The organism is Serratia silvae (genome assembly GCF_023282985.1).
In the GTDB taxonomy this organism is placed as follows: Bacteria; Pseudomonadota; Gammaproteobacteria; order Enterobacterales; family Enterobacteriaceae; genus Chania; species Chania silvae.
Genome location: NZ_JAGQDC010000007.1, coordinates 128536 through 148704, shown reverse-complemented (window position 1 = coordinate 148704; position 20169 = coordinate 128536). Strand labels below are relative to the sequence as shown.

At 54.0% G+C, this 20169-nt stretch carries 21 protein-coding genes; 14 read left to right on the top strand and 7 right to left on the bottom strand.

The window, feature by feature from the left end; genetic code table 11:
• The 5 genes from KAJ71_RS11115 to pyrC form a co-directional block, all read right to left on the bottom strand.
• Nucleotides 1-639 (bottom strand): helix-turn-helix transcriptional regulator, encoded by a 639-nt coding sequence (locus KAJ71_RS11115; protein WP_248945779.1) that lies wholly within the window; start codon nt 637-639, stop codon nt 1-3.
• A 217-nt stretch (nt 640-856) separates the two neighbouring features.
• Nucleotides 857-1969 (bottom strand): N-methyl-L-tryptophan oxidase, encoded by a 1113-nt coding sequence (gene solA / locus KAJ71_RS11110; protein WP_248945777.1) that lies wholly within the window; start codon nt 1967-1969, stop codon nt 857-859.
• Between the two features lie 145 nt (nt 1970-2114).
• Complete coding sequence (bssS, locus tag KAJ71_RS11105; RefSeq protein WP_024485935.1) at nt 2115-2369, bottom strand: biofilm formation regulator BssS; 255 nt, start codon at nt 2367-2369, stop codon at nt 2115-2117.
• 332 nt (nt 2370-2701) lie between these two features.
• Nucleotides 2702-2941, bottom strand: coding sequence for a DNA damage-inducible protein I (gene dinI / locus KAJ71_RS11100; protein ID WP_025123282.1), 240 nt, complete (start codon nt 2939-2941; stop codon nt 2702-2704).
• A 74-nt stretch (nt 2942-3015) separates the two neighbouring features.
• Nucleotides 3016-4065: a dihydroorotase gene (gene pyrC / locus KAJ71_RS11095; RefSeq protein ID WP_248945776.1), complete on the bottom strand. Its 1050-nt coding sequence runs from the start codon at nt 4063-4065 to the stop codon at nt 3016-3018.
• 392 nt (nt 4066-4457) lie between these two features.
• Between pyrC and KAJ71_RS11090 the strand changes: the two genes are divergently transcribed.
• Nucleotides 4458-4733, top strand: a complete 276-nt coding sequence (locus KAJ71_RS11090; protein WP_248945775.1) for a putative quinol monooxygenase — start codon at nt 4458-4460, stop codon at nt 4731-4733.
• A 58-nt stretch (nt 4734-4791) separates the two neighbouring features.
• On the opposite strand, the gene rne is transcribed toward KAJ71_RS11090, so the two are convergent.
• Entirely contained in the window at nt 4792-8079 is a 3288-nt protein-coding gene (gene rne / locus KAJ71_RS11085) for a ribonuclease E (protein WP_248945773.1), read from the bottom strand.
• Nucleotides 8080-8632: 553 nt separating this feature from the next.
• On the opposite strand from rne, the gene rluC reads away from it, so the two are divergent.
• Nucleotides 8633-9601 (top strand): 23S rRNA pseudouridine(955/2504/2580) synthase RluC, encoded by a 969-nt coding sequence (gene rluC, locus KAJ71_RS11080; RefSeq protein ID WP_248945772.1) that lies wholly within the window; start codon nt 8633-8635, stop codon nt 9599-9601.
• A gap of 2 nt (nt 9602-9603) precedes the next feature.
• Here rluC and KAJ71_RS11075 read toward each other — a convergent pair whose 3' ends face one another.
• Nucleotides 9604-10185, bottom strand: coding sequence for a Maf family protein (locus tag KAJ71_RS11075; RefSeq protein WP_248945770.1), 582 nt, complete (start codon nt 10183-10185; stop codon nt 9604-9606).
• 141 nt (nt 10186-10326) lie between these two features.
• Between KAJ71_RS11075 and yceD the strand changes: the two genes are divergently transcribed.
• From yceD to holB, 12 genes are all read left to right on the top strand, one after another.
• Nucleotides 10327-10848, top strand: a complete 522-nt coding sequence (gene yceD / locus KAJ71_RS11070) for a 23S rRNA accumulation protein YceD (RefSeq protein ID WP_025123531.1) — start codon at nt 10327-10329, stop codon at nt 10846-10848.
• A 16-nt stretch (nt 10849-10864) separates the two neighbouring features.
• Nucleotides 10865-11032, top strand: coding sequence for a 50S ribosomal protein L32 (gene rpmF / locus KAJ71_RS11065; protein WP_004943042.1), 168 nt, complete (start codon nt 10865-10867; stop codon nt 11030-11032).
• Nucleotides 11033-11044: 12 nt separating this feature from the next.
• Nucleotides 11045-12079: a phosphate acyltransferase PlsX gene (plsX, locus tag KAJ71_RS11060; RefSeq protein ID WP_025123530.1), complete on the top strand. Its 1035-nt coding sequence runs from the start codon at nt 11045-11047 to the stop codon at nt 12077-12079.
• Between the two features lie 6 nt (nt 12080-12085).
• Entirely contained in the window at nt 12086-13039 is a 954-nt protein-coding gene (locus KAJ71_RS11055; RefSeq protein ID WP_248945769.1) for a beta-ketoacyl-ACP synthase III, read from the top strand.
• A gap of 18 nt (nt 13040-13057) precedes the next feature.
• Nucleotides 13058-13987: an ACP S-malonyltransferase gene (fabD, locus tag KAJ71_RS11050; protein ID WP_248945767.1), complete on the top strand. Its 930-nt coding sequence runs from the start codon at nt 13058-13060 to the stop codon at nt 13985-13987.
• A 12-nt stretch (nt 13988-13999) separates the two neighbouring features.
• A complete protein-coding gene (gene fabG / locus KAJ71_RS11045) occupies nt 14000-14734 on the top strand; it encodes a 3-oxoacyl-ACP reductase FabG (RefSeq protein ID WP_024528544.1) in 735 nt (244 codons plus the stop codon).
• Between the two features lie 154 nt (nt 14735-14888).
• Nucleotides 14889-15125, top strand: coding sequence for an acyl carrier protein (gene acpP / locus KAJ71_RS11040; RefSeq protein ID WP_004719003.1), 237 nt, complete (start codon nt 14889-14891; stop codon nt 15123-15125).
• Between the two features lie 81 nt (nt 15126-15206).
• Nucleotides 15207-16448 carry a beta-ketoacyl-ACP synthase II gene (gene fabF / locus KAJ71_RS11035; protein WP_248945765.1) on the top strand — a complete coding sequence of 414 codons (1242 nt, stop codon included), beginning with the start codon at nt 15207-15209 and terminating at the stop codon, nt 16446-16448.
• A 243-nt stretch (nt 16449-16691) separates the two neighbouring features.
• Complete coding sequence (gene pabC, locus KAJ71_RS11030; RefSeq protein WP_248945764.1) at nt 16692-17489, top strand: aminodeoxychorismate lyase; 798 nt, start codon at nt 16692-16694, stop codon at nt 17487-17489.
• Between the two features lie 13 nt (nt 17490-17502).
• Nucleotides 17503-18528, top strand: a complete 1026-nt coding sequence (gene mltG / locus KAJ71_RS11025; protein WP_248945762.1) for an endolytic transglycosylase MltG — start codon at nt 17503-17505, stop codon at nt 18526-18528.
• Nucleotides 18518-19156, top strand: coding sequence for a dTMP kinase (tmk, locus tag KAJ71_RS11020; RefSeq protein ID WP_248945760.1), 639 nt, complete (start codon nt 18518-18520; stop codon nt 19154-19156). The genes mltG and tmk overlap by 11 nt, the downstream gene beginning before the upstream one ends.
• Nucleotides 19156-20163 (top strand): DNA polymerase III subunit delta', encoded by a 1008-nt coding sequence (gene holB, locus KAJ71_RS11015; RefSeq protein WP_248945758.1) that lies wholly within the window; start codon nt 19156-19158, stop codon nt 20161-20163. The genes tmk and holB overlap by 1 nt, the downstream gene beginning before the upstream one ends.
• Nucleotides 20164-20169 lie beyond the last annotated feature (6 nt).

Here is a 20169-nt window from a genome sequence, read left to right as displayed (position 1 = left end):
TTACATAGCGGCCCGCAGTTCTAAAGAAGCCGAACCTACAGTGTTAAAGGTGGGTTCTGGCGGATAGAAATAGCGCAGTATGTTATACAGCGAATAAAATTCCAGCCGGTTACGCACGTTGATTTTCTCGGTGATATGGCGTTTATGTACATACACCGTATGGGAGCTGATGTGTAATTTCTTGGCGATGCGATAATTCGGCATCTCGGACATCCAATAGCGCATTACCGTCAATTCTTGCGGGCTGAAAAGTGAATGAGCCTCTTGATCCTTCATTAGCACACTCGGGCTTTTACTTAGCGTTTTTAGCGCATTGGATAACACGGCTTTGCTGAATAAAAAGGTATTGCTGGTGATGCGCAGCGGGCTTTCACTGTAAGGATAAGGAACATCCAGGTAAATATGTACAGTTGTACGCTGGGCCGCCGTGAAAAACGCTGAAAGTAACTGATTATCTGTCGTGTAGCGGCAGTAGTTGGTCAGATTCACCAAAATATGGCTGGGTTTGAAACTGGCCAGAAGAGGGAGTGCGGTATCGATGTCTGGGCAGCACTTTACTGATGCAAACGCGTTGTCAGTAAAGTGGTTGGCGATCCCAACACGAGTGAAACAGCATTCGTCCACAACGAGTAGCTTCATAGTGACGTCCTTGTTGAAGATACAAAAACAGGCTAGAGCCTAATTATGTAAAATAGGCCTTACCCGGTTGTGGGATCAATTCGGAAATCCAGTGGCTATAGGAAGATATTTCCGTTCATAGGAAATTTTTTCATAAATATCATTGCATTGACGGGTTCTTATCGCTGAGGGTTTCCCCTGTCGCTGGACTGAACGGTGCGAACAGGGGATTGAATGGTTAGAAACGCTGCAGGCTGAAGGGAGTGATGTCCAGGGATGAAGGCTTATCCTGCGCAAACAGCGCGGCGATTTCACCCAGTACGCTGGCAAACTTAAAGCCGTGGCCACTCAGGCCGGTGATCACCATCAGCCGTTGGCAGTCTGGCAGGGTGTCAATGATAAAGTCTTCATCCGGGCTCATATCATAGCTGCAGGCTTCCCCGTGCAAACAGACGCCAAGCCCCGGCAGGAAGTGGCGCAAAAAACCGAATACTTCAGTACCGTCGCTGGCCAGGGAGCCGAACGGCTTACGCTGCTCTGCTGTCTCTATGGGTTGTCCGCCATCGTGTTTACCGACCTTTAAGCCGTCATTCTCGGACGGGAATCCGTAGTAGTGGCAGCCGTCTTGCGCTTCGACGGTGAAAGCAGGAAAGCGGTTGTTTTCGCTGTAACGTCCATCGGCCTGATACCAGGAAAACACTTTACGCACCGGTGAAATAGGGAGCTGCGGTAACAGATTTTTGACCCAGGTTCCCGCACAGACCACGGCTTTACGCCCCTGGTAGCGCCCCTCTGGAGTAATGACCTCAACCCCTTGCTCGATTGGCTCGATGGCGGTTACTGGGCAATTAAACAGTTGGGCGCATCCCGCTTCTCTGGCCAATTTGACGTAGCTGGCAACGATCAGTTCCGAACGCAGTATTCCCGCATCCGGTTCGAACAGGCCGACATAACCCGCTGGTGCAGTAAATTCTCGCCAACGCTGTTGGATCTGTTCGGCGCTCAGTAACTGGGTATTGAGGTTAAAGTTTTTGGCACTGCGCTGTGCCGTGGTGACAAATTCACTATTCTGAGGCCCCAGTGTGAGCACGCCACAGGGATGAAACAGCTTGTCGCCGCTTTTCTGCTCTAATCCGTTCCACAGTGCCTGAGCACGCAACAGAAACGGCACATATTTTTCGCCCTCGCCGTAGGCATGGCGGATGATGCGGGTATCGCCGTGGTGGCTGCCCTGACGATGCGGGGGGAAAGCGCTGTCGATCATTAAGACCTTAAGGCCCGCGGCCGTTGCATAATAGCCTGCAGCAGCCCCAACCGAGCCGCTACCCACGATGATCAAGTCATATTCCACGTGCCATGTCCTTTCTTTGATGTGTCGCTGATGGCGGATATGATAAGAGTTTGGCGGCGGTAATGCACCAGGAACCGATGCGGGCCAATACAAAAGAAAAGGCGCCGGATAATTGCCGACGCCTTAGCGGGTGAGGGTGAATGGGTTAATGTTTTCTTCGATCAAGGTCTAAATAATCCGTTGATTCTATCTTGGCGATGCCAGCCTCTAAAATATTGATCAATTGGCGGGCTACGTCTGTGGTTAGCCAAAGAGTCCGATCCACTTGTGCTTCTTCGGCTGTTTGGTCTAGTGAAGACAGGTAATGAAGGCGAATCATCATGGCATCATAAACATCGACGGTACTGATATCCCAGCCAACAAGCGGATGTGTCTGTATTACTTCATCATTTCTGTCCATAAAGACCCCTTATCAAGTAGTGACTAGCTGGAGTTACTAACGAGGATCAATGTGTCTCAACTTCATGGTGAGCTTTTACAGTATACGCATCCAGGATCTGACATGGGGTATTTTCCTGCGGTTTATTGCAAATAAATATTTTTTTGTGCAATTAATCGGCTAGCGGAGTGAATACCTGGGGCTTTGGGTAAACGGCGGAGGCGCCCCAAATATGACTCTTTGCAAGCAGGAGGAAGTTGAACGTGTGCATAGGGCTGTTTCCTCCAGGGAGAGGTAATACGGCAGAAACAAAAAAGCCGGAGAGCGACCCCGGCAACAACTACATTGCAGAATTATTCTGCACTGAACCAATCGTCGGCACTTTCCCAGGTTTCCTGGAGTATCTCCTCGATCAGGTCTTTATCTGTTTTGGCACCGCCTAATACGGAAAGGCCATTGGCACCGGCATAACGGATCTGGACGGTAGTGTCAGGAAACTGGCGATTGACCCGTTTACTGAATTCGCCAGTTAGGGCTTCGATAGCCCCCGGCGGCAGTGGTTTGGTTTTATCTATAGTGACTTCAACACGCATAATTGCCCCCGGAACTGTATACTGGATATTTGTACAGTAAATTAATGCCGGAGGCAAGAGCAGAAATAAAATAATTAGCAGCGGGTCACCGACCAGTTGATATTCTCACCGGCGAGGAAGGGCACCACGGCTTCATTACCCAAAGTTATCTCCTCTGGCTGGGCCACCGGCAGGCGTTGCAGCGTGATAAAGTCCTGGTTGACCGGCAAGCCGTAGAAACGCGGGCCATTAAGCGAGCTGAAGGCTTCCAGATGCTCAAGTGCGCCTAATTGCTCAAATACGGTGGCGTAGGCGGGCATGGCGTTCGGGGCGTTAAATACCCCTGCGCAGCCACAGCTGGACTCTTTACGGTGTTTGGCATGAGGTGCCGAGTCGGTGCCCAGGAAGAAGCGATCACAACCGCTGGCGACGGCGCTGCGCAGCGCTTCCTGATGGACGTTGCGCTTGAGGATCGGTAGGCAGAACAGGTGTGGCCGGATCCCGCCTGCCAGCATGTGGTTGCGGTTAAACATCAGGTGCTGCGGCGTAATGGTGGCACCGAGGAAACGATTGCCTTCCTGCACGTACTGAGCGGCTTCCCGGGTGGTGATATGCTCGAATACGATTTTCAATTCCGGGAACTGGCGGCGTACCGGCTCCATCACCTGGTCGATAAAGCGAGCCTCGCGATCGAAGATATCCACGCTGGCATCGGTGACTTCGCCATGGATCAGCAGCGGCATACCGATCTTCTGCATCTGCTCAAGCAGGGGATAAATCCCGGTCACATCACTCACGCCGTGGCTGGAGTTGGTGGTGGCATTGGCGGGATAGAGTTTGGCGGCGGTGAATACCCTTTGTTCAAACCCGTTGACCAACTCCGCCGCAGCCAGTGAATCTGTCAAATAGCAGGTCATCAACGGCGTGAAGTTATGTTCTGCAGGGAGAGCTGCCAGAATACGCTCACGGTAGCTACGTGCTGCGGCAACAGTTGTGATCGGTGGAGCCAGGTTCGGCATCACAATCGCCCGGCCAAAGACCTGACTGGTATAGGGCAGAACCGTTTTCAGCATGTTGTCGTCACGCAAATGGATGTGCCAGTCGTCAGGGCGACGGATTTTCAGGGCTTGGGGTTGTGCGGTCATGGTGCAGAGCTCCGGCGGTCAAAAAGTCTTAGTGAATGTGAAGTTACCCGATGCATTTCAAGTTGACCGCTCTTGCACGTCCCTGCGCTCGCGGCATTCGTACATCCCTGTACAGCACTGCGAGACGATAAACTTACTCATCCCCAGGAGCTTACTTTCTTGTAAGTGACCGGGGCGACTAAGTGCAGGTAACAATGCTGCAGTTTGAAAGGTGACGGATATGGTTTTGGGTTGTTCACGCCGGGGTGAGAGCATAAGCGGAAAACGTTTCAGATGCATCTATTTGTTAAGGCGAGTTGAAATCGGTGGGTTAATGCGGGCATAGTAACTGAGATGTATCTGTTCCCTCGGGCCAGATTAGTGAGGGATATATTGTTGAAATGGAGAGTTAAATGGAAGTACGTGTCATTGCTACATTGCAAGCCAAACCTGACAGCATCGATGCGGTACATGAAATCATCGAGGCCAGCCGCCTTGAAACGGGAAACTTGCAATACGATCTGCACCGGGATATGGATAAGTCAGGCTCCTTTGTCTTCTTTGAGCGTTGGGCCAGCAGTGAAGCTTTAGAAAAGCATAATGTGACCGAACACTTCAAGCGCTTCGTCAGCCAGATTGATGGCAAACTTGAGTCGCTGGAAATTAAAAAACTCAAAAAAATTGCCTGAATTTTAGTGATAAAAAAAACCCGCCATCTAGGCGGGTTTTTTTATGGCAGGGATTAACTTAGTCGTTAACCGGCTGCGGTTTGGTCGCTGGAGCAGTGGCTTGATTTGCCGCTGCATGACCGCCAGCAGAGCCTTTTCCATCAAAGTTGAAGGAAGGGCGCTGCCACTCGCTGGTCTTCGCGGCTTCCGGCTGATAATCCGGCGCAGGCGCTTTGGTCATCGGGGCGGTAGCGATATGCTTGTAGAGCGCCGGTTGCGGTTGTGCAACCACTGGGGCCACTTGCACAGGAGCTGGAGCAGCCTCTGGCTGTGCTGGCACCACTTCCGGCTCGACAGGGGCCACAGCAGGCTCTGCAGGGGCGGCCACAACGGCTTCCGCTACAGGTTGTTCTACAGCCTCTTGCATAACGGGTTCAGCGATAACCGGCTCAGCTTGCACCGATTCATCCGCAACCGTCTCATTGGCAGTTGTTTCACTGACAACGGTTTCACCCACAACAGCGGCTGTCTCGGCAGTAACGACAACGTCAGCTACGGCTTCAACAGGTGCGGTTTCTACAGGGGCTTCAACTACCGGTGTTGCCACCGCCTCAGCCACTACTGGAGCTGCCACGTTTTCAACTACGGCTGGTGCTTCGTTGACTACTGGCTGAACAGGTGCAGCTTCAACAGCCACTGGTGCTTGAGCTTCTTCGTGTTCAACGTAGGCTGCTGCATGTGCCACAGGATAGCTGACCCAAACTTTGCCTGAAGCCATCTCTGGTGAGGCAAACGCCCCGGCCAACGGCATTGGTGACTGGTTCGGATAACGCTCGTCACGATAGCGACGACGACGTTGACCACTGACGCGCAGATGGCGTGGAGAACGACGAGAGCGACGTGGCATGCCGTTTTCACCGTTACCACGGTTGTCAGCTTGCGCGTCATCTTCAGACTGGGCCGCAATGGTCTGTGGCAACAGTTTAACGCTCTCAGCCAATACCGGAGCCTGGTTTTCTTCAACCTTGGCGACCGGCGCCTTAGGCGCTAACAGTTCTTCAGCGGCGCGATGCAGTTCTTCTTCCACCGACAGGACGCGAACTTTCTGCGCGAGCGGGCGGCGTTGACGACGCTGCGTTGGTTGCTGATGACGGTCTTCATCTTCGTCATTGCTATGGCTGGCAACAACGGCTTCCGCAGTTTCTGGCACTTTGACGTCTTGCGGAGCCTGGCGTTTTTCTTCCTGACGACGGCGTTGACGCTCGGCACGTTGTTCACGGCGCTGTTGCTGATCTTCGCGCTGTACCTTGGCCGCTTCTTCAGTCTGCACTTCGGCGTTGGCAGCCACTGGTGCAGTCTGTTGCTGTGCGTTACGGCGGTTGTTGCGGCGCTGGTCGTCACGGTTTTCACGTGGTTCACGCGGCTCGCGATTTTCGCGTGGCTCACGATCACCTCGTTCACGGTTGTCACGCCCTTCGCCACGTTCTCTACGCTCGCCACGTTCACCTTTACGGCCAGAACCCTGGCGGCGTTGGCCACGACGATCCTGACGACGGTTGTCGCTGTCTTCCGTTTTCTCGGCTACAACCGGTTTAGCTTCTACCACCGGCGTTTCTTCACCGGCGAACAGTGACTTCAGGCCACCGAACAGGCGGCTTAACAGACCTGGTTTGGCCTCAGCGGCAGCGGTTGGTGCAACTGCCGCTTTGGCGGCAACAGCAGGCTTGCTAACCACAGGTTCTTCTTCCGGTGGTGGAGCATCCTGTGCCAGAGAGAAGGAAGCCAGAGCCGGTTGCTCGCGTTTGCGCTCGATTGGCGCATCTTCCTGCGGCTGGGCCATTTCTTCTTCATGCAGCTTCGGCAGCAGGTAGCTCAGGGTTGGTGTTTCTTCACCCTTGCGTACGCGCAGCACGGAGTAATGCGGAGTCTGCATCTGATCGTTAGGCACGATGATCGCTTTCACGCCACCCTGGCGCTTCTCGATCGCGCTGACAGAATCACGTTTTTCGTTCAGCAGGTAGGAAGCAACCTGAACCGGTACGATGGCGTGAACTTCTTTGGTGTTCTCTTTCAGCGCTTCTTCTTCGATCAGGCGTAGAATAGACAGTGCCAGCGATTCGTTATCACGGATGGTGCCGGTGCCGGTACAACGCGGGCACACGTGGTGGCTGGATTCACCCAGTGACGGGCTGAGGCGCTGACGGGACATTTCCAGCAGGCCGAAGCGAGAGATACGGCCAATCTGAATGCGGGCACGATCCTGGCGGACGGCATCGCGCAGACGGTTTTCCACTTCACGCTGGTGGCGAACCGGGGTCATATCGATAAAGTCGATAACGATCAGGCCACCCAGGTCACGCAGGCGCAATTGACGAGCAATTTCATCTGCAGCCTCCAGGTTGGTATTGAATGCGGTTTCTTCGATGTCGCCACCGCGGGTTGCGCGCGCGGAGTTGATGTCGATAGCGGTCAGGGCTTCGGTGGTGTCGATCACGATGGAACCACCGGAAGGCAGACGCACTTCACGTTGGAACGCGGATTCGATCTGCGATTCGATCTGGTAATGGCTGAACAGCGGAATTTCACCACTGTACAATTTGATCTTGCTGCTGAAATCCGGACGGCCCAGGGCAGCGATGTGCTCTTTGGCCAGATCGAGTACCTTCGGGTTGTCGATCAGGATTTCGCCGATGTCCGGGCGCAGGTAGTCGCGGAATGCACGCACGATAACGTTGCTTTCCTGGTGGATCAGGAATGGAGCAGGGCGGCCTTCGGCGGCTTTCTTAATCGCTTCCCAATGCTTGAGGCGGAATGACAGGTCCCATTGCAGAGCGTCGGCGGATTTGCCAACGCCAGCGGTGCGGACAATCAGCCCCATGCCGTCTGGCAATTGCAGCGAGGAGAGCGCTTCTTTCAGTTCGGTACGGTCGTCACCTTCGATGCGGCGGGAAATACCACCGGCACGCGGATTGTTCGGCATCAGAACCAGATAGCTACCAGCCAGGCTGATGAAGGTGGTCAAGGCGGCGCCTTTATTACCCCGTTCTTCTTTATCAACCTGTACGATGACTTCCTGACCTTCACGCAGCACATCTTTGATGTTTGGGCGACCATGAGAGGAGTAATTGCTTGGGAAGTATTCGCGAGCGATTTCTTTCAGGGGGAGGAAACCATGTCGTTCAGCGCCGTAATCTACAAACGCGGCTTCGAGACTAGGTTCAATACGAGTGATTTTACCTTTGTAAATATTCGCTTTTTTCTGCTCATGGCCAGGGCTTTCAATATCCAGATCGTACAGCCGCTGTCCATCTACAAGGGCAACACGCAACTCTTCCTGCTGAGTTGCGTTAATCAACATTCTTTTCATCTTAACTTACTCGTTTTTTTTACATTATCGACAAAGCTGCGGGCAAATTAACCTCATGGCCGGGTTAAAACCGAAAACCCCGTGTCTTCTCGCAAAGTCGTCAACCTCACGGTTGTCGCCTGCATAGGGGCGCATTATCTCGGTAAGCCTGTATTTCTTTGTGAAACACAGCGCTTTTGACTCAGGGAATAGCCTCTGGAATATGCTGCCAGATCTGATTCCATTTGCCGGCCAAGCTGCAACCCGCAGCCCGCTAATTGTTTGATTTCACATTACGTCTTACGCCATTGCTGCGTTTTTGTGCAACCAGACAAACCGTATAATTCCGCAATTCTCCTCGTTTCAAGGGGATCGGCACGGAAAGTTACAGCATTATTCCATTGCAAGCACCGTTATAGCAAGGTGACTTTTCCTTAACTACGATCGAAACCGCAAACGATCAACCTGGCTTGCTGCCTTATTGTTCGCTGGCGCTTCTTTCAAAGTCTGAGAGACAGTTAAGCACATAAAAAGAGGTGGCGCTATTGACTCGCTCTATTTAGAATCCCGCCCCATGAAAACGAACAATCCCGCAGTACAATTAGTGACGATTTCTGACGACGAAGCTGGTCAGAGAATCGACAATTTTTTGCTTGCCCGCCTGAAAGGCGTGCCGAAGAGCATGATTTATCGCATCGTGCGTAAAGGTGAGGTGCGGGTTAATAAAGGCCGCATCAAGGCTGAATATAAACTGGCTCCTGGCGATGTGGTGCGCATTCCTCCGGTACGGGTCGCCGAGCGTGAGGACGCGCCGGTTTCGGCCAAGCTGGATAAAGTTGCTGCCCTGGCGGACTGCATCCTTTATGAGGACGATCATCTGTTGCTGCTGAACAAACCCTCGGGGACGGCGGTGCACGGCGGTAGCGGCCTGAGTTTTGGCGTGATCGAAGGATTACGGGCATTGCGCCCCGAAGCGCGTTTTCTGGAACTGGTGCACCGTTTGGACCGCGATACGTCCGGTGTATTGATGGTGGCCAAGAAGCGTTCGGCGCTGCGTTCGCTGCACGAGCAACTGCGCCTTAAAGGGATGCAGAAGGATTATTTGGCGTTGGTACGTGGTGAGTGGCAGTCGCACTGCAAGGCAGTGCAGGCTCCACTGCTGAAGAATATTTTGCAGAGCGGTGAGCGCATTGTTCGCGTAAACAGCGAAGGCAAACCGTCGGAGACCCGCTTCAAGATCGAAGAGCGCTTTGAACATGCCACGCTGGTGAAGGCCAGCCCGATCACCGGGCGCACCCACCAAATTCGCGTGCATACCTTGCATGCCGGGCATCCTATCGCCTTTGATGACCGTTATGGTGACCGGGAATTCGATCGCCAATTGGCGGGCACTGGCCTGAAGCGCCTGTTCCTGCATGCGGCAGCGCTGCGCTTTGAACATCCCGCCACCGGCGAAACGATGCGTATCGAAGCGCCGATGGATGACGAGCTACGCCATTGCTTGCAGGTATTGCGGCAAAGAACCGCCGCAGCCAAAAAATAAGTTTATACCAGCGGGTTGATTCCTTCAGCCCGCAACATTTTCAGCAATGCGATCAGCGGCAGACCAATCAACGTATTCGGGTCGCGGCCCTCCAGCTTGTCAAACAGCGCAATGCCCAAACCTTCACTCTTAAAGCTGCCCGCACAAAAGAGCGGCTGCTCAAGGCGCACGTAGGTCGCTATCTCCTCGTCACTTAAGGTACGGAAATGAACGTGGAAAGGTTCACATATCACCTGTAGGTGTTGGCTACGGCTATTATAGAGCGCCAAACCGGTATAGAAGGTCACCTGCTGGCCGCTGGCCTTACGCAGTTGCTGGCGGGCGTTCTCTTCGCTATGGGGCTTACCGGTGATTTCTCCGGCGATAACGCAGACCTGGTCGGAACCGATAATCAGATAATCAGGGTAGGCAGTAGCTAGCGCCTGAGCCTTGGCTGCCGACAAACGCAGCACCAGAGCTTCGGCACTTTCCCCAGGCAGCGGTGTTTCATCGGTTTGCGGCGCTGCACAAATAAAAGGCAGGTGCAGCTTCTCCAACAGTTGTTGGCGATAGACCGACGTTGAGGCGAGTAAGAGTCTTTGCATAATTTTTTCCACAAACCATAGCGTAAATATGTCGCACATCTTAAACTGTCGGCCGCTCTGGAAGCGAATATTGGTGAAAGGTGCCGTTTTAGGGCCTTTTTCTTTGACTCTATGACGTTACAAAGTTAATATGCGCGCCCTATGCAAAAGGTAAAATTACCCTTGACCATTGATGCGGTACGTACCGCTCAGAAACGCCTGGACTATGTTGGTTCCTATGCGCCTGAGCTGGTTACACGTGTTGCCGACTCCGTGGTCAGTGTGGACAGTGATGTCGAAGTGCAGTTGTCGTTTGATATCGATAACCAGCGCCTCGCGGTGATAACAGGGCAGGCGGACGTCGCGGTAACGCTGATGTGCCAACGCTGTGGTGTCCCGTTTGCCCATCAGGTCCACACAACATATTGTTTTAGCCCGGTCGTCAATGATGAGCAGGCTGAGGCATTACCGGAAGCGTACGAACCGATCGAAGTTGACGAGTTTGGCGAAGTCGATCTGTTGGCAATGATTGAAGATGAAATTATTCTTTCACTGCCTGTCGTTCCGGTACATGAATCTGAACACTGTGAAGTGTCCGAAGCGGACATGGTGTTTGGCAAACTGCCTCCTGAGGCGGAGAAACCAAATCCATTTGCCGTATTAGCCAGTTTAAAGCGTAAGTAATCGAGGAGTAAGGTCCATGGCCGTACAACAAAATAAACCAACCCGTTCCAAACGTGGCATGCGTCGTTCACACGATGCCCTGACCACCACCACCTTGTCTGTAGATGCGACTTCCGGTGAAACTCATCGTCGTCACCACATCACTGCCGACGGTTTCTACCGCGGTCGCAAGGTTATCGGCTAAGTCAGCGATACTTTGACTCGTCTAACCCTGGCGTTAGATGCAATGGGCGGGGATTTCGGTCCCTGCGTCACAGTGCCTGCTTCATTGCAGGCACTGGCCTCTAATTTACAGCTTCATCTCCTGTTAGTCGGCGATCCCGACATCATCTCTCCGTTACTTGCCAAAGCCGATCCGTCTGTCCTGGAACGCTTGCAAGTCGTACCTGCCGAATCGGTTATTGCCGGTGACGCCAAGCCTTCACAAGCGATCCGGGCCAGCCGAGGCACCTCTATGCGTATTGCGCTGGAGTTGATTAAAAGCGGTGAGGCGCAGGCTTGTGTCAGTGCAGGGAATACTGGAGCGTTGATGGGGCTGGCCAAACTGCTGATCAAACCGTTGGACGGTATTGAACGTCCGGCGTTGATGACCGTGATACCCAACCAACAGCGCGGTAAAACCGTGGTGCTGGATCTGGGGGCCAACGTAGAGTGCGACAGCACGATGCTGGTGCAATTCGCGGTAATGGGAGCAGTGATGGCGGAAGAGGTCTTGGGTATCGCGCAGCCACGTGTGGCGCTGCTCAATATCGGCGAAGAAGAAACCAAAGGCCTGGATAATATCCGCGAAGCCTCCGCCGTGCTTAAAAAAACTCAGGCAATCAACTATATTGGTTATCTGGAGGGCAACGACCTGCTCACTGGCAAAACCGATGTGATGGTCTGCGACGGCTTTGTCGGCAACGTCACTCTGAAAACCATGGAAGGTGTGATAAGACTGTTCTTGTCACTACTTAAGTCATCCTCCGAAGGGGGGAAGCAGGCGTGGTGGTTAAAATTGTTGGGTCGTTGGTTACAAAAAAGGGTGGCAAGGCGTTTTGGTCATCTGAACCCCGACCAGTATAATGGTGCATGTCTGTTAGGATTGCGGGGAACCGTGATTAAGAGCCACGGCGCCGCGAACCAAAACGCGTTTGCGGTGGCAATCGAACAGGCTGTACAGGCGGTGCAGCGGCAAGTTCCGGACAGGATTGCTGCGCGCCTTGAAGCTGTATTACCCAAGAGTGACTGATCGTTCATGTATACAAAGATTCTCGGTACGGGGAGTTACTTACCCGCACAAGTGCGCACCAACGCTGACTTAGAAAAAATGGTGGATACGTCTGACGAGTGGATCGTGACTCGCACCGGTATTCGTGAACGTCGTATCGCTGCCCCGGATGAAACCGTGGCAACCATGAGCTTCCATGCTGCGTCTCACGCGCTGGAAATGTCGGGTGTGGCTAAAGAAGATATCGGCCTGATCGTGGTGGCTACCACCACCTCGAGCCATGCGTTCCCAAGTTCTGCCTGCCAGGTGCAGCAGATGCTGGGTATTCAGGACTGCGCGGCGTTTGATATCGCGGCGGCCTGTGCTGGCTTTACCTACGCCTTGAGCGTGGCCGATCAGTATGTGAAGAACGGCGCGGTAAAACACGCGCTGGTGATCGGCTCTGATTTGCTGTCACGCACGCTCGATCCTGAGGATCGTGGCACCATCATCCTGTTTGGTGACGGTGCGGGCGCGGTAGTGCTGGGGGCTTCTGAGGAGCCGGGCATTATCTCTACCCATCTGCATGCCGATGGCCGTTATGGCAATCTGCTGGCGCTGCCGAATAAAGATCGTCAGAACCCGGATCAGCCTGCCTACGTCACCATGGCGGGTAACGAAGTGTTTAAAGTGGCAGTCACTGAACTGGCACATATCGTTGATGAAACGCTGAAGGCCAACGATCTTGACCGCAGCGAACTGGATTGGCTGGTTCCGCACCAGGCCAACCTGCGCATCATCAGCGCAACGGCAAAAAAACTGAGTATGGGGATGGAGAAAGTGGTGGTGACGCTCGATCGTCACGGAAACACTTCTGCCGCCTCGGTACCTGCGGCGCTCGACGAAGCCGTACGCGACGGGCGCATCCAGCGTGGTCAGCTGGTGTTGCTGGAAGCATTTGGCGGTGGCTTTACCTGGGGCTCGGCGCTGGTTCGTTTTTGATTCAACAGGAACAAAAAAATGACGCAAACTGCTTTTGTTTTTCCAGGCCAGGGTTCACAAACCGTTGGCATGTTGGCTGATTTGGCCGCACAGTTTCCCATTGTGGAACAAACTTTTAGCGAAGCTTCTGCGGCTTTGGGTTACGATCTGTGGCAGTTGGTGCAGGCTGGCCCGGCAGAAGAGTTGAATAAAACCTGGCAGACACAGCCAGCGTTGTTGGCGGCCTCCGTTGCCATCTTCCGTGTCTGGCAGCAGCAGGGCGGTAACATGCCTGTGATGATGGCTGGCCACAGCTTGGGTGAATACTCAGCGCTGGTGTGTGCCGGTGTGTTGGATTTTGCTGCGGCTATCCGTTTGGTAGAGCTGCGCGGCAAGCTGATGCAGGAAGCGGTACCGGAAGGGACTGGCGCCATGTACGCCATCATCGGTCTGGATAATGCCTCGATTGCCAAAGCCTGTGAGGAGTCAGCTCAAGGTCAGGTAGTTTCACCGGTGAACTTCAACTCTCCGGGGCAGGTGGTTATCGCGGGTAACAAAGACGCGGTAGAGCGTGCTGGTGTGGCTTGCAAGGCGGCGGGTGCCAAACGTGCACTGCCGTTGCCGGTGAGCGTGCCTTCGCACTGCGCACTGATGAAACCGGCTGCCGATAAGCTGGCTGTAGCGCTGCAAGAGATCACCTTCAACGCACCGCTGGTGCCGGTGGTCAATAACGTTGATGTACGTGCAGAGACCGCGCCAGAAGCTATCCGCAGTGCGTTGGTTCGCCAGCTGTACAGCCCGGTTCGCTGGACGGAGAGCGTAGAATTTATGGCGGCAGAGGGTGTGACTCTGCTGTTGGAGGTGGGCCCAGGCAAAGTGCTGAACGGCCTGACCAAACGCATTGTCGACACCTTGACGGCGGCAGCGGTTAACGATACTGCCAGCCTGTCTGCGGCGTTAGAACAGTAAAAGAGGATAACCATGAGCTTCGAAGGGAAAATTGTCCTGGTCACCGGCGCAAGCCGCGGTATTGGCCGGGCTATTGCAGAGTTGTTTGTTGCACGTGGCGCCAAGGTTATCGGCACCGCTACCAGCGAGAGCGGTGCTGAAGCCATCAGCAGCTATCTGGGTGAGAACGGCAAAGGCTATATGCTGAACGTGGTTGATGCTCAATCTATCGACAACGTTTTGACCTCGATTCGTGCGGAATTTGGCGAAATCGACATTTTAGTGAATAATGCCGGGATTACGCGTGATAACCTGCTGATGCGAATGAAGGATGATGAGTGGCAGGATATCCTGGACACCAATCTGACTTCCGTATTCCGTCTGTCAAAAGCGGTAATGCGAGCTATGATGAAAAAGCGGTTTGGCCGTATCATCTCCATCGGTTCCGTTGTTGGCACCATGGGGAATGCAGGGCAGGCTAACTACGCGGCGGCTAAAGCCGGTCTGATTGGTTTTAGTAAGTCTTTGGCACGTGAGATCGCTTCACGTGGCATTACGGTCAACGTCGTGGCTCCTGGCTTTATTGAGACGGACATGACACGGGCGTTGACAGAAGATCAACGCGCAGGCATTTTGACTCAGGTTCCGGCTAGCCGGCTTGGGGAAGCTAAAGAAATCGCCAGCGCTGTTGCATTTTTAGCCTCTGACGAGGCCAGCTACATCACCGGTGAGACGTTACATGTCAATGGCGGCATGTACATGATTTAAAAAATGCGAAAACTATTTGCGTTATTTGGGGTAAAAACCGCAAAATAGCGTAAAATCGTGGTTTGACCAGCCGGGATTTAGTTGCATCTTTTTCAACATTTTATACACTACGAAAACCATCGCGAAAGCGAGTTTTGATAGGAAATTTAAGAGTATGAGCACTATCGAAGAACGCGTTAAGAAAATCATTGTTGAGCAACTGGGTGTTAAGCAGGAAGAAGTATTGAACAACGCTTCTTTCGTTGAAGACTTGGGCGCTGATTCTCTTGACACCGTTGAGCTGGTAATGGCTCTGGAAGAAGAATTCGACACCGAAATTCCAGACGAAGAAGCTGAGAAAATCACTACTGTGCAAGCAGCTATTGATTTCATCAACGCTAGCCAGCAGTAAGCGAACATATCTAGGCGGTCATTCGACCGCCTAAGTTTTTTCTATCCCTAGCGTCATATTTTCCCTCCTTGGAGGACAAACGTGTCTAAGCGTCGAGTAGTTGTGACCGGACTGGGCATGTTGTCTCCTGTCGGCAATACGGTAGAGTCCACATGGAATGCTCTTCTTGCCGGTCAGAGTGGCATCAGCCTGATCGACCATTTCGATACTACTGCCTATGCAACGCGCTTTGCTGGCTTGGTAAAGAATTTTAACTGTGAAGATTTCATCTCGCGCAAAGATGCGCGCAAGATGGATGCCTTCATTCAATACGGCATCGTTGCCGGCATGCAAGCCATGCAGGATGCGGGGCTGGATATCAACGAGGCGAACGCTAATCGTATTGGTGCCGCTATCGGCTCCGGTATCGGCGGCCTGGGGTTGATTGAAGAGAACCATAGCTCATTGGTTAACGGTGGCCCACGGAAAATCAGTCCGTTTTTTGTGCCTTCGACCATTGTGAACATGATTGCCGGTCACCTGACCATTATGTACGGCATGCGTGGCCCAAGTATTTCCATCGCTACCGCCTGTACGTCAGGTGTCCACAACATTGGCCATGCCGCACGTATCATTGCTTACAATGATGCCGATGTGATGCTGGCCGGTGGCGCAGAAAAAGCCAGTACCCCTCTGGGTGTCGGCGGCTTTGGGGCGGCTCGTGCGCTCTCAACCCGCAATGACAACCCACAGGCCGCAAGCCGCCCCTGGGATAAAGACCGTGATGGTTTTGTTCTGGGCGATGGTGCGGGGATGATGGTGCTGGAAGAGTACGAACACGCAAAACGTCGCGGTGCGAAAATTTATGCCGAAGTTGTCGGGTTTGGTATGAGCAGCGATGCCTACCACATGACATCACCACCGGAAAACGGTGCTGGTGCAGCCTTGGCGATGGAAAATGCACTGCGTGATGCAGGTGTGACAACGTCACAAATTGGTTATATCAACGCCCATGGCACTTCGACGCCGGCCGGTGATAAAGCCGAAACCCAGGCGGTGAAGTCCGTCTTTGGCGGCGATGCCAAGCGGGTGATGGTCAGCTCCACCAAGTCGATGACCGGCCACTTGCTGGGTGCCGCTGGGGCGATTGAGTCGATCTTTACCGTGTTGGCCCTGCGCGATCAGGCGGTTCCACCCACCATCAATCTGGACAATCCAGATGAAGGTTGCGATCTGGACTTCGTACCGCACGAAGCGCGCCAGACCAAAGATATGGAGTTCACGCTGTGTAACTCCTTCGGCTTCGGTGGCACTAATGGCTCGCTGATTTTCCGTCGCGTATAGATACCCGTCGCCTTTCAAGCTGTAGCGTTGTTACCTGCACTAACTTACCTCAGTCACTTACTAAAGTAAGCTCCTGGGGATAAGCTAGCTTGTCGCCTAGCTACAACTTGAAATTCATAGGGTATGAGAGCTATGAAGCTGATAAAGGCCCGGTGCATTTTGACCGGGCTTTTTTTATGCTGCCAGGCCGTCTATCGTAGTATGCGCCTGTTATGCTGTAGTGAAACCACAGTGAGGAAACGCATGTACTGGATAAATGGACAACAACATGACGCCCTAGCCCCCAGCGATCGCGGTTTGCAGTTTGGCGACGGCTGCTTTACCACCGCCAGGGTGGTGGATGGCAACATCGATCTGTTCCCCTGGCATCTTGAGCGCATGCAGCAGGCGGCGCAGAGGTTGCTACTGCCAGGGGGGGACTGGGCTGCACTGGAACTTGAGATGCGCCATGCGGCAGGATCTCTCTCCCTTGGCGTGGTCAAAGCGATACTGACCCGAGGTAGTGGCGGGCGAGGCTACAGCCCGCACGGGTGTGTGGCTCCTACCAGGATCGTTTCACGCAGCACCTATCCCACACATTACCTGTCATGGCGTGAAGAAGGGATCAATCTGGCGCTCAGCCCGGTTGCGCTGGCACGTAATCCGCTGCTGGCTGGTTTGAAGCATCTTAACCGCTTGGAACAGGTATTGATCCGTGCACATCTTGACCAGGCCGATGCCCATGAGGCGCTGGTGCTTGACACTGCGGGTATGCTGGTGGAATGCTGTGCGGCTAATTTGTTCTGGCGCAAAGGAAAAAGTGTCTTTACGCCAAATCTGGATCAGGCGGGTGTCGCCGGTGTGATGCGCCGCCGCGTGATTGAACTTCTGGCGGGCAGCGAGTATCTACTGCATTACGTCAGTGAGCCGCTAGGGACGCTGGCCGATGCGGAGGAAGTATTGATATGCAACGCGCTGATGCCGCTGCTGCCGGTGAATAGGGCACAATCATGGCGCTACCTCTCGCGCCAACTGTATGATTTTTTGCGACCACACTGTTAATGATGGCTGATTGATGAAGAGAAAAAAGCTCAAGATTGTTGTACTGCTGCTGATCCTGGCGTTGGCTTCGCTGTATTGGGGGCATCAGCGGATTGAACGCTTTGCCGAGACTCCGCTGGCGATTGGGCAGGAAACCTACTTCAAACTGCCCGCAGGCACTGGCCGCGTGGCGCTGGAAGGGCTGCTGGTACGCGACAAGCTGATCCACAATGGCCGCTGGTTCCCCTGGTTGCTGCGCCTGGAGCCGGAATTGGCCGAATTCAAGGCTGGCACCTACCGTTTAACTCCGGGGATGACGGTGCGCCAGATGCTGAAACTGTTGGCTAGCGGTAAAGAAGCCCAGTTCAGCGCGCGCTTTATCGAAGGTTCTCGTCTGAAAGATTGGTTGCAGGTGTTACAAGAGTCAAAGTATGTCAAACATACCCTGGCAGGTAAAAGCGAGGCGGAAATCGCTGCGGCGCTGGAGTTAACGGAAGGTGGCGTACTGGAAGGCCGTTTGTATCCTGACACCTATCTCTACACGGCGGGAACCACCGATTTGGCATTGTTAAAACGCTCGCAGTTGCGGATGTACAAGACCTTGCAGGACGTTTGGCATGCGCGAAATACCAGCTTGCCATACAAAACCCCGGAAGAGCTGCTGACGATGGCCTCAATCATTGAGAAAGAGACTGCGGTAGCGGAAGAACGAACCAAGGTCGCTTCGGTGTTTATCAATCGCCTGCGTTTGGGCATGCGTTTGCAAACCGATCCTACGGTGATCTACGGCATGGGTGACAGTTACACCGGTAACATCACCCGTAAGGATCTGGAGACGGCAACGCCCTATAACACCTATGTGATCAGTGGATTGCCGCCAACGCCGATCGCCATGCCGAGCCGTGCTTCGCTGGAGGCTGCGGCCAATCCGGCTAAAACCGATTATTTGTACTTTGTTGCCGACGGCAAAGGGGGGCATACGTTCACCACCAATCTGGCCAGCCATAATGCGGCGGTACGTGCCTATCGGCAGGTACAAAAGGAAAAGAATGAAAAGTAACTTTGTAGTGATTGAAGGGTTGGAAGGTGCGGGCAAAACGACCGCGCGCAATACCGTGGTCAACGTGCTCAACGAGCAGGGTATTAACGATATTGTCTTTACCCGCGAGCCGGGCGGTACACCTCTGGCGGAGAAGCTGCGTGAACTGTTTAAATGCGGTGCAGAGGGTGATTTGCCGACCATCAAAGCGGAACTGCTGATGATATATGCCGCGCGCGTGCAACTGGTGGAAACCGTGATCCAACCGGCGTTGGCGCGGGGAGCCTGGGTGGTTGGCGATCGTCACGACCTTTCCGCACAAGCCTATCAGGGCGGAGGGCGGGGAATCGACCCACACTTGATGAGTTCGCTACGTGATACGGTACTGGGTGACTTCCGCCCCGATCTGACCCTATATCTCGACTTACCGCCATCGGTGGGCCTGCAAAGGGCGCGTGCGCGTGGAGAGTTGGATCGTATTGAGCAAGAAGCGCTACCGTTCTTTGAACGTACCCGCGCGCGCTATCTTGAGCTGGCCTCACAGGATGCGAGCATCGTTACCGTGGATGCGGCACAAACGCTGGAACAGGTCACCGCCGATATTCGCCAGGTGATTACACAGTGGTTGCAACAGCAGGAAGGAGCGTAATGAACTGGTACCCGTGGCTTAACGTTCCCTATCGTCATTTGGTGGGGCAGTATGCGGCTGGGCGTGGCCATCACGCATTACTGCTGCATGCGGCGGCGGGCAACGGCGATGCTGAGCTACTCTATGCCCTGAGCCGCTGGCTGATCTGCCAAAAGCGCAATGGTGAAAAGAGCTGCGGTGAGTGCCACAGCTGCCGGTTGATGCTGGCAGGCAATCACCCGGACTACCACGTACTGGCCCCGGAAAAGGGCAAAAGCAGCCTGGGTATCGAACCGATCCGCCAGGTGATTGAGATCCTCTATTCCCATGCCCAGCAGGGGGGGGCCAAGGTGGTGTGGCTGTCGCAGGCAGAACTGTTAACCGAGGCCGCCGCCAACGCCTTGCTGAAAACCCTGGAAGAGCCTCCGGCCAATACCTACTTCCTATTAGGTTGCCGTGAGCCAGCACGCCTGCTGGCGACGCTGCGTAGCCGCTGTTTCTACTGGCATCTGGCCAGCCCGGATGAACAGCTTAGCCTGCAATGGTTGAACCGCCAGGGGGTGGGCAATCCGATCGATCGTCTGACCGCATTACGTTTGCATGACGGCGCTCCCCTTGCAGCCGAACAGTTGCTGCAACCGACTCGTTGGCAACAGCGGGCCACACTGTGCAATGCTTTGAGCACCGCTCTACCACAGTGCGATATGTTGGCCCTGTTACCAGCACTGAACCATGACGACGTGGCGGACCGGCTACACTGGCTATGCGCATTGCTGATGGACGCGATGAAATATCAGCAGGGTGCCGCGAGCTATGCTTTGAACCAGGATCAACTGCCATTGGTCCAGCAGTTGGCCAGCCGCTTGAGCAGCGTTTCGCTCCAGCAAATCATGCAGCAGTGGCTTAACTGCCGTCATCAGTTACTCAGCGTGGTTGGCGTTAACCGCGAGCTGTTGCTGACAGAACAGTTACTCGGTTGGGAGCAGATGCTCGGCGTTACCGGTTACTCCCCCCCTCATTCGTTGTAAAAGAGT

What these genes read in the sequence shown, in the direction of transcription:
- rluC (WP_248945772.1), top strand. Translation starts at nt 8,633, where the DNA reads ATGAAAACGAACAATCCCGCAGTACAATTAGTGACGATTTCTGACGAC.
- pabC (WP_248945764.1), top strand. Translation starts at nt 16,692, where the DNA reads ATGTACTGGATAAATGGACAACAACATGACGCCCTAGCCCCCAGCGAT.
- pyrC (WP_248945776.1), bottom strand. Translation starts at nt 4,065, where the DNA reads ATGACCGCACAACCCCAAGCCCTGAAAATCCGTCGCCCTGACGACTGG.
- mltG (WP_248945762.1), top strand. Translation starts at nt 17,503, where the DNA reads ATGAAGAGAAAAAAGCTCAAGATTGTTGTACTGCTGCTGATCCTGGCG.
- yceD (WP_025123531.1), top strand. Translation starts at nt 10,327, where the DNA reads ATGCAAAAGGTAAAATTACCCTTGACCATTGATGCGGTACGTACCGCT.
- bssS (WP_024485935.1), bottom strand. Translation starts at nt 2,369, where the DNA reads ATGGACAGAAATGATGAAGTAATACAGACACATCCGCTTGTTGGCTGG.
- KAJ71_RS11055 (WP_248945769.1), top strand. Translation starts at nt 12,086, where the DNA reads ATGTATACAAAGATTCTCGGTACGGGGAGTTACTTACCCGCACAAGTG.
- acpP (WP_004719003.1), top strand. Translation starts at nt 14,889, where the DNA reads ATGAGCACTATCGAAGAACGCGTTAAGAAAATCATTGTTGAGCAACTG.
- dinI (WP_025123282.1), bottom strand. Translation starts at nt 2,941, where the DNA reads ATGCGTGTTGAAGTCACTATAGATAAAACCAAACCACTGCCGCCGGGG.
- KAJ71_RS11090 (WP_248945775.1), top strand. Translation starts at nt 4,458, where the DNA reads ATGGAAGTACGTGTCATTGCTACATTGCAAGCCAAACCTGACAGCATC.
- KAJ71_RS11075 (WP_248945770.1), bottom strand. Translation starts at nt 10,185, where the DNA reads ATGCAAAGACTCTTACTCGCCTCAACGTCGGTCTATCGCCAACAACTG.
- rpmF (WP_004943042.1), top strand. Translation starts at nt 10,865, where the DNA reads ATGGCCGTACAACAAAATAAACCAACCCGTTCCAAACGTGGCATGCGT.
- fabG (WP_024528544.1), top strand. Translation starts at nt 14,000, where the DNA reads ATGAGCTTCGAAGGGAAAATTGTCCTGGTCACCGGCGCAAGCCGCGGT.
- rne (WP_248945773.1), bottom strand. Translation starts at nt 8,079, where the DNA reads ATGAAAAGAATGTTGATTAACGCAACTCAGCAGGAAGAGTTGCGTGTT.
- fabD (WP_248945767.1), top strand. Translation starts at nt 13,058, where the DNA reads ATGACGCAAACTGCTTTTGTTTTTCCAGGCCAGGGTTCACAAACCGTT.
- holB (WP_248945758.1), top strand. Translation starts at nt 19,156, where the DNA reads ATGAACTGGTACCCGTGGCTTAACGTTCCCTATCGTCATTTGGTGGGG.
- KAJ71_RS11115 (WP_248945779.1), bottom strand. Translation starts at nt 639, where the DNA reads ATGAAGCTACTCGTTGTGGACGAATGCTGTTTCACTCGTGTTGGGATC.
- tmk (WP_248945760.1), top strand. Translation starts at nt 18,518, where the DNA reads ATGAAAAGTAACTTTGTAGTGATTGAAGGGTTGGAAGGTGCGGGCAAA.